The sequence below is a fragment of the Psychrobacillus sp. FSL H8-0487 genome, assembly GCF_038008385.1.
In the GTDB taxonomy this organism is placed as follows: domain Bacteria; phylum Bacillota; class Bacilli; order Bacillales_A; family Planococcaceae; genus Psychrobacillus; species Psychrobacillus psychrotolerans.
In genome coordinates, this window is sequence record NZ_JBBOZA010000003.1 from 1 (window position 1) to 6,561 (window position 6,561).

Genomic DNA, 6,561 nt, shown 5'->3' on the forward strand with positions numbered 1-6,561 from the left:
TCCTTCTTTTTACGAACAGGTTTTCGGTATGGATTACTTGTTCTTATTAATAATAAAAAAAAAAGAAGAATTTGGCAAGACTTATTTTTCTTTTTTATTCAAAAATTCTTCTAAAAAGTTTATTAAAACTAAAGATTCGTCAATTTCTCTTGATATATCAGCATTTGTATAGCCAAGATTATTTAATTTATTTATAATTCCTACCGGAACTTTAGCAAAAATTGTAATTGGATAGTCTTTTGTGTAGTCATACTTTCTTGGTCTTGGCATCTTATCACCTAATTCATATTTTATAGTTTTAACCTACTATAACAAAAAAAGACGACTATATTATAGTCGCCTAATTAGATATAAATATGCTATTATTATTCATAAGATGTAATACTCTCGCCCGTTTCAGTATCGACGATTTTGAATTTGTTTTCCAATTTGGAAACACCTTCAACATCTCCCAATCGATTCTGCAATAGGGCTATTTTTTTACGCTTATAATCAATTGCCTTTTCCATATCTGTTTCATTCAATGTACTCATAAAATCTAAAGAATCATGAAGTATATCGTTCTGAACATCATCACCATGTATGTACAAACTATATGTAGACATAGTGTTAATTAATTTACTCTTTAATAATTCAGTACTTAAAGTTTTTTGATATTCTCTAGATAATTTAATTTTTTCTTCATCAAATTTCTTATTTACTTTTACACTTTGTAACCTTTTCCATAAATCAGAAGTAGGAAATTTGTCTTTCGTAGTCCAGGAAAGACCATCTTTATTTTTGGCTTTATAATCTAAAAATCGTATAACTCCCTTTTGTTCATCATTATTACAAACTAAATGGTCATGAAAAACTTGTTTATTATCCAATTTAACGATTAACTTATCAGCAAACTTTGGGAAATCTTTAGACTTAATCTTCAAAAGTTTATCAACGCTGCTATCCATTGAATAATAAAATTTTCTCTTAGTCTCTATTTCTATATTCATAATAATAGTTACTTTTGGAACCAATTCATCAGCCAATTTAACAACTTTATCGTAATCAATAGAATCCTTCGAAATCAATTTATTAATTTTATTTTTTATATCTGGATCTAAACCATATTCTAAATAAAAATGTAACCTCGCTACATCTAAAAATTTATAATTTGTTCTAGATGGTTTCATAAACGCTTTTTCCATACAATACAAATCAAAATATGAAATCATATTTTCTAAATACCATAGTTTAATGAAAAACTGCTTATATTGTTGCTCTATTACCTCTTTAGACTTGTTATAAGTCCTGAAAAATATATTATTGGACTTTTTACGTCCCAAAGTAATATAATCCGTCTCGACCTCAAAATCACCTTTAAAACCAAACTCAAGTGAGCCTCGTTCAAATCTTGATTTCTGCATACGATTCATATTTTCTGATTTAAAATAATTAGTGGGGTCTTGTACATAATTTGTATGATATGCATAATCTATTCTATTTTCTTTTATATTATCTATTTCTATATCAAATTCAGATAATAAAGATTTAATATCATTAATCGCTTCTTTTACAGATTCATGTTCACCAGTGAGCCATAAGTTTTGCGAACGCAACTGAACCCAAATTTCTGGAGTATCATTATTTAATTGGTGGCCCATAAAAAACATTAAATACTTGTCCACCTTAGAAACATCATAAATATATGGTGCTGAACCAATTCCATGCATTACAAATTCCGTCCCCAAATGCTCATAAGCTCCTAAGTCTTGAAATAAAACTACCGGGTCAAAACTTTTCGTAGCACGATTCCTATAAAAATCTAAAACGGATTTTAAACGTTTAACCCCTTCATCTTTATTCCAATCATTTTTAACTTTTACAACAAAATAAAGTGAATCTATATTGTGTAAAAATTTTTTTTGGGAATATGAGAAATAATTATTTCTATCATCCTTTGATAATTCTTGAAATATTTTCGACTTCTTAGCTGTATATGGAATCATGATTTTCTCCCCTTCAATTTTGTCAAAATCGCTATTTTTTTGACAAAATAAAACCGGTCTCTAACCCTTGGAAACAGTGGGTTTTGTCCGAAATCTATGGTCTATCTCATGGGGCGTGTTACATAGTCGCCCCGGTACCCTTTTTTTGCTCCAGTGTTGGGACCCTCCCTCGCGGGTCCCTCCCAACACCAGCGCAAAAAGGGATTCACTTCTTCAATGATTTTCACCCCCTTAAAGTCAAAAGCTAAACTCCCCCTACCCCCTCAAAATTGAGGGGATTCCCTCGCCGGAAGGCAGTTCCTCACGATTAACGTGAGAAACAACAAGAGGGTGTAACCAACTATTCAAGTCAAGGCATAAATTCCCTACGGTCAGACATTTATACTTGACTTAAATGCTCAAATTTACTTTTCTAATGTATTTTTTTCTTCAAGGTATTTCGTAGCATAAAATAATGATTCCTCAAGTATTTGAGTAATCGTTAATTCTTTTGATGGTCTTGCATCTGGAAATGCTTTGTTTTCGTACTTTTTAAATTCTTCAACGTAATCATTAAGTAAATCTAGTGTTATTCTTGCATTAACGTGTTTTTTTACTGTCATTATTCTCACCTCTGATTACATTGTAATACACTATAATACATTTGTAAAGTACTATAACAATAATTTTCTAACTATTTTGCAAAGTTTTTATATACACAAATCTACCTTGTAAATTTCTTTCAAATTGATGACAATATTCTAAATGTGGGGCAAACTTTGGAACATTCAACAATCTATGTCTCCAGACATGATTTTCAGTAAATTGTTCAATTAATGGTTTTTGAAAAGCTGATTGCAAATAATACACCTAGTTCATCTCCAATTCTTTTAAACTATTTATCTCCTTTGACAACTCCAAAACTTTTTTATCTTGCTCGGAGAATTCAGCAGCACAAATCATATTTACTAAACGATTCAAACTTACATCTAAATATCTTGCTAAATCTTCTAACTTTGATTTCAAATTTTCATCTTCAAACCGCAATCTCATTTCCTTCATCGTGATCCAGCTCCTCTACATGACAATTACCAAATTCTAAACTAAATCCTAATTCAGCTTTTAATTTATCTAAATCCAAATCAAATGTTTCCTCAATACCACCAAACATCATTTCAGTATTGTATAAAGAACCAAACCTTTTAACATAAATAGATGATGAAGAATTAAGTCTTTGATTTTTTTTCCCCCAATATGTAACGTACATAAACAAAGTAAAAGGTAACAATTTAAAGGGAAATACATGATTAGCTTTTCTATGTTCAACCCGATATTCAACACATTTGCGAATAGTCTTATTTACTTGCGACAAATCATCTTGGCAAATTAATAAAAAGTCATAACCCATTTTTCTAGATTGAGTAAAAAAGGTTTTCCATAGTTTAGTAGAATACTTTCCGTTATCTTCTGGAGGGAAGTAGTTACCTACTTCATCTATTACGACTAAACAACCACCTTCACCATACAACTTATAAAAATCTTCTTTCTTTTGTAACTGAAATAAAAAAGCAACTCCATCTATATCCATTAAAAAATCATCTGGAACATACATAAATTTATCAGCATATCCTTTTCTAATCATTGCTTGAGTAAAATTCAAAGGGAAATTTGCAACTACATATTTCCCTTTGCCTAAAGTCTCTATAATCTTCTCTAAAGCATGATAAGACTTACCAGAACCAATTGTTCCTAAATATGTTTCAATCACCTTAAAACCCCCTTAACTTCGAACTAATTTGAGCCATCTAGCAACGACACGATAACCATAATACAAAGCAATACAAGTCAACAAAATACCAAAATGCAGCAACATAGTAGGAAACGGAATAAACCAGGTTATATGTCCCAAAACAATGTTCTCTGGTGCAACATTCGACCATGTACTAGTTGGTGAATCTGGTAATAGATCAATAAGCCATCCAAGAGCATCAGCAATAGCCAGTATCAATCCATTTGTAAAATCTATAAAAATATCCAAAATAAACACCTCATATCAATCTGGAGTAAGTCGTCTCAATGCCATGATTAAAGCAATATCAAAAACAAGTATCAAACCCCATCTTGCAATTTTTGCAATTGGATCAAAAACAGAAAAATTTATTTCAAAATTAAAATCTACAGGCACTTTAATACCACCAAGTTCTATATACTTTTTATTCCCAAAATCAAATTTAGGAGTTATTGGTTCAACATTAAATTGTGAAAATAGTTTAAAAACATCCCAAGGAATAGAAAAAGGAAATTGAGTTAATAACAAACCACCTAACAGGACAAGAGGTTTAAAATTTATTTTTCCTGGAGTAGTTCCACCAGGAGGAGAACCACCACCACCACCAGTTATAACAGTTTCACCAGTAGTTACATTTGTTGTAGTTTTAGGAATAGCAGGATTTGCAATAATAGTTTTATCAATTGCCGGATTTCCAGTTAAAGCAGGAGAATTAACATGTACACCATCCGTCAAACCCTCTACACCAGTACCAATATAAGGTTGAGGAAACGACCAAGTTAAATCACTAGGTTGATAAATATTTCCGTCAATACCTGTATAAGTATCTGTATTAGCGTTATAAGAATCCATATAAACATCACCACTATAAGCCGTAGCACCATCAACTGGCAAAACAATACCGGCATCTTTCATATCTTCCCAAGCTTCATTCAATTTACTAACATTTTTTGTATAAGCGTTTTCTACAGTTAAATCATATTCCAATACTTGTTGGAAATTATAAGCATTTAAAATACCATTAATAGCTTGTAAATTCTTTGCATTATCCATTAGCATTTTAACAACTTCTTTATTTGGTAAATTTACTTGATTAGTTAAAACCCAATCACCATTTAAACTATATCTAGTATGAAGCCTATGAACTCCAGCCCAACTATACAAAATCATTTGAAATTGTGTGGTTTTATTACCATTAACAGTAAAATAACCATCACCAACACTTAAAACATAATCAGGACTACCACCAACCGTAATTGATAATTTATTATCAAAATAAGCTGAACCATGTTCCGTTTTATACAGAAAATCAGCAATATTACTTATTTGACTTTTCGACCAATCTATAAAATCAGTTCCCAACTCAACAGTTGTATTACCAGCTGAAATCGCCGTATTAACCGAGACGTCAATTGACTTTTTAGCCAGATCAGTAGAACTGGACCATACTTCTTTTGCATGAGCATTTATTTCATCTCCGTATTCATCACCAATCGCAACACCAACAACTGCAGACAATGCCATTGCACCGAGAACATAAGTACCAGCACCAACAGTTATTCCAGCGGGAACTACAGCACCAAAAGCTATCGCATCAGCTTTTTGTTGTGGTACTATCCAAGTTGTGAAAAATAAAATAACTAATGAACTTGTAATCAGAAATATTTTTTTAAACATCTTTTACACCTACTTTTCAAAAAAGACCCTGCACAGATTAAGTGCAAGGCTCTTTATTTACTGATATAATAATAGCGGTTTGATATAACAGATTTTCAATTAAGTATTCGAAGTTATTTCGCGATAACTGAGAATACTTTTTTGCCGTATTTCCAAGCGTAAATCCCACCGAAAAGGATAAGACCTGCACCGGCTACACTTCCTAAAACGACTAACGCTGCTGTTACGATTTCTCCAAATTCAGAAGTAATTGCAGTTGTTACAGTTGTCATAGATGCTGTTTCCATTCATTTCACCCCCTTCCAAAGTCGTCAAGTAAGTTCATAATCAATCCGAGAGTGAAACCGATAAAGCCACAAGCACCAGCAATTAAAAACCCAACTTTAAAGCCTAGCATTGTCAATTCATTCATCATTTTTTTCCACTTCCGATTGCTACAAATATTAATATAAAGAAAAGTAATGCAAATATTAACCAACCTAACACATAACCATATTGCATAACTTCCAGAATATCCTCTAATAATTCAAATTCTAATAAAGGTGTTGTTTCGTCAATCATAGTATCTAATTCCTCAATTGACATATCCTCAAATGGTATTTCTTCAACAGGTGTATTTTCGTATGGGTTTTCATTTTCCACTTCATTCACACCTTATTTCTAAAATTTACATACCATTTTGTTACCCTCATAGAAATAACCAAACAAACCAATCCCAATAAAATATATTTAAAAATTGGATTTGAATTAATTCCAGTTAGTAAGCCAGATGTAAAACTACTAAACATTATTAAGCCTTAACAGGAACTTTTTTATTAACAAACTCAACAGAATTTAAAAACTCTAATTCTTTAAATCCTAATGCAGTAATTTCCTTACCGTTTTTATCTTTTTTCTTAGTAATTTGTGGTTTTGCCATAAACTTAGCAGGCAATTGATCAGCGAATCTTTCTAAATATTTTAATTCAGTTAAACCCGTTACTACTTTGGATTCTGTAACATCTAATCCGAATCCATTATTTGTGTGTTCTAATTCCTCATTCAAAATTCTAATATTTAAACCTTCATTAGAATCCATCGAATAATGATTAACACTCAAAACAATAACTTCCATTTTCATGTTCTTTTTCC

General features: G+C 31.2%; 10 protein-coding genes. All 10 read right to left on the reverse strand.

The annotated features are described in order from the left end of the window. Nucleotides 1-81: 81 nt before the first annotated feature. Entirely contained in the window at nucleotides 82-270 is a 189-nt protein-coding gene (locus MHI47_RS20100; protein WP_340832265.1) for a hypothetical protein, read from the reverse strand. A gap of 95 nt (nucleotides 271-365) precedes the next feature. Further along, nucleotides 366-1,985 carry a hypothetical protein gene (locus MHI47_RS20105; protein ID WP_340832266.1) on the reverse strand — a complete coding sequence of 540 codons (1,620 nt, stop codon included), beginning with the start codon at nucleotides 1,983-1,985 and terminating at the stop codon, nucleotides 366-368. A 404-nt stretch (nucleotides 1,986-2,389) separates the two neighbouring features. Beyond that, nucleotides 2,390-2,587 carry a hypothetical protein gene (locus MHI47_RS20110; RefSeq protein WP_340832268.1) on the reverse strand — a complete coding sequence of 66 codons (198 nt, stop codon included), beginning with the start codon at nucleotides 2,585-2,587 and terminating at the stop codon, nucleotides 2,390-2,392. A 247-nt stretch (nucleotides 2,588-2,834) separates the two neighbouring features. Then, nucleotides 2,835-3,026, reverse strand: a complete 192-nt coding sequence (locus MHI47_RS20115; protein WP_340832270.1) for a hypothetical protein — start codon at nucleotides 3,024-3,026, stop codon at nucleotides 2,835-2,837. Continuing rightward, a complete protein-coding gene (locus MHI47_RS20120; RefSeq protein ID WP_340832271.1) occupies nucleotides 3,001-3,732 on the reverse strand; it encodes a zonular occludens toxin domain-containing protein in 732 nt (243 codons plus the stop codon). The genes MHI47_RS20115 and MHI47_RS20120 overlap by 26 nt, the downstream gene beginning before the upstream one ends. Before the next feature lie 12 nt (nucleotides 3,733-3,744). Next, a complete protein-coding gene (locus MHI47_RS20125) occupies nucleotides 3,745-4,002 on the reverse strand; it encodes a hypothetical protein (RefSeq protein WP_340832273.1) in 258 nt (85 codons plus the stop codon). Between the two features lie 15 nt (nucleotides 4,003-4,017). Further along, nucleotides 4,018-5,430, reverse strand: coding sequence for a hypothetical protein (locus MHI47_RS20130; RefSeq protein WP_340832275.1), 1,413 nt, complete (start codon nucleotides 5,428-5,430; stop codon nucleotides 4,018-4,020). 113 nt (nucleotides 5,431-5,543) lie between these two features. Then, a complete protein-coding gene (locus tag MHI47_RS20135; RefSeq protein WP_340832276.1) occupies nucleotides 5,544-5,717 on the reverse strand; it encodes a hypothetical protein in 174 nt (57 codons plus the stop codon). Nucleotides 5,718-5,841: 124 nt separating this feature from the next. Beyond that, a complete protein-coding gene (locus MHI47_RS20140) occupies nucleotides 5,842-6,072 on the reverse strand; it encodes a hypothetical protein (protein ID WP_340832279.1) in 231 nt (76 codons plus the stop codon). Between the two features lie 148 nt (nucleotides 6,073-6,220). Next, nucleotides 6,221-6,561: hypothetical protein (locus MHI47_RS20145; protein WP_340832282.1), on the reverse strand; the 341-nt coding region annotated here is incomplete at its 5' end.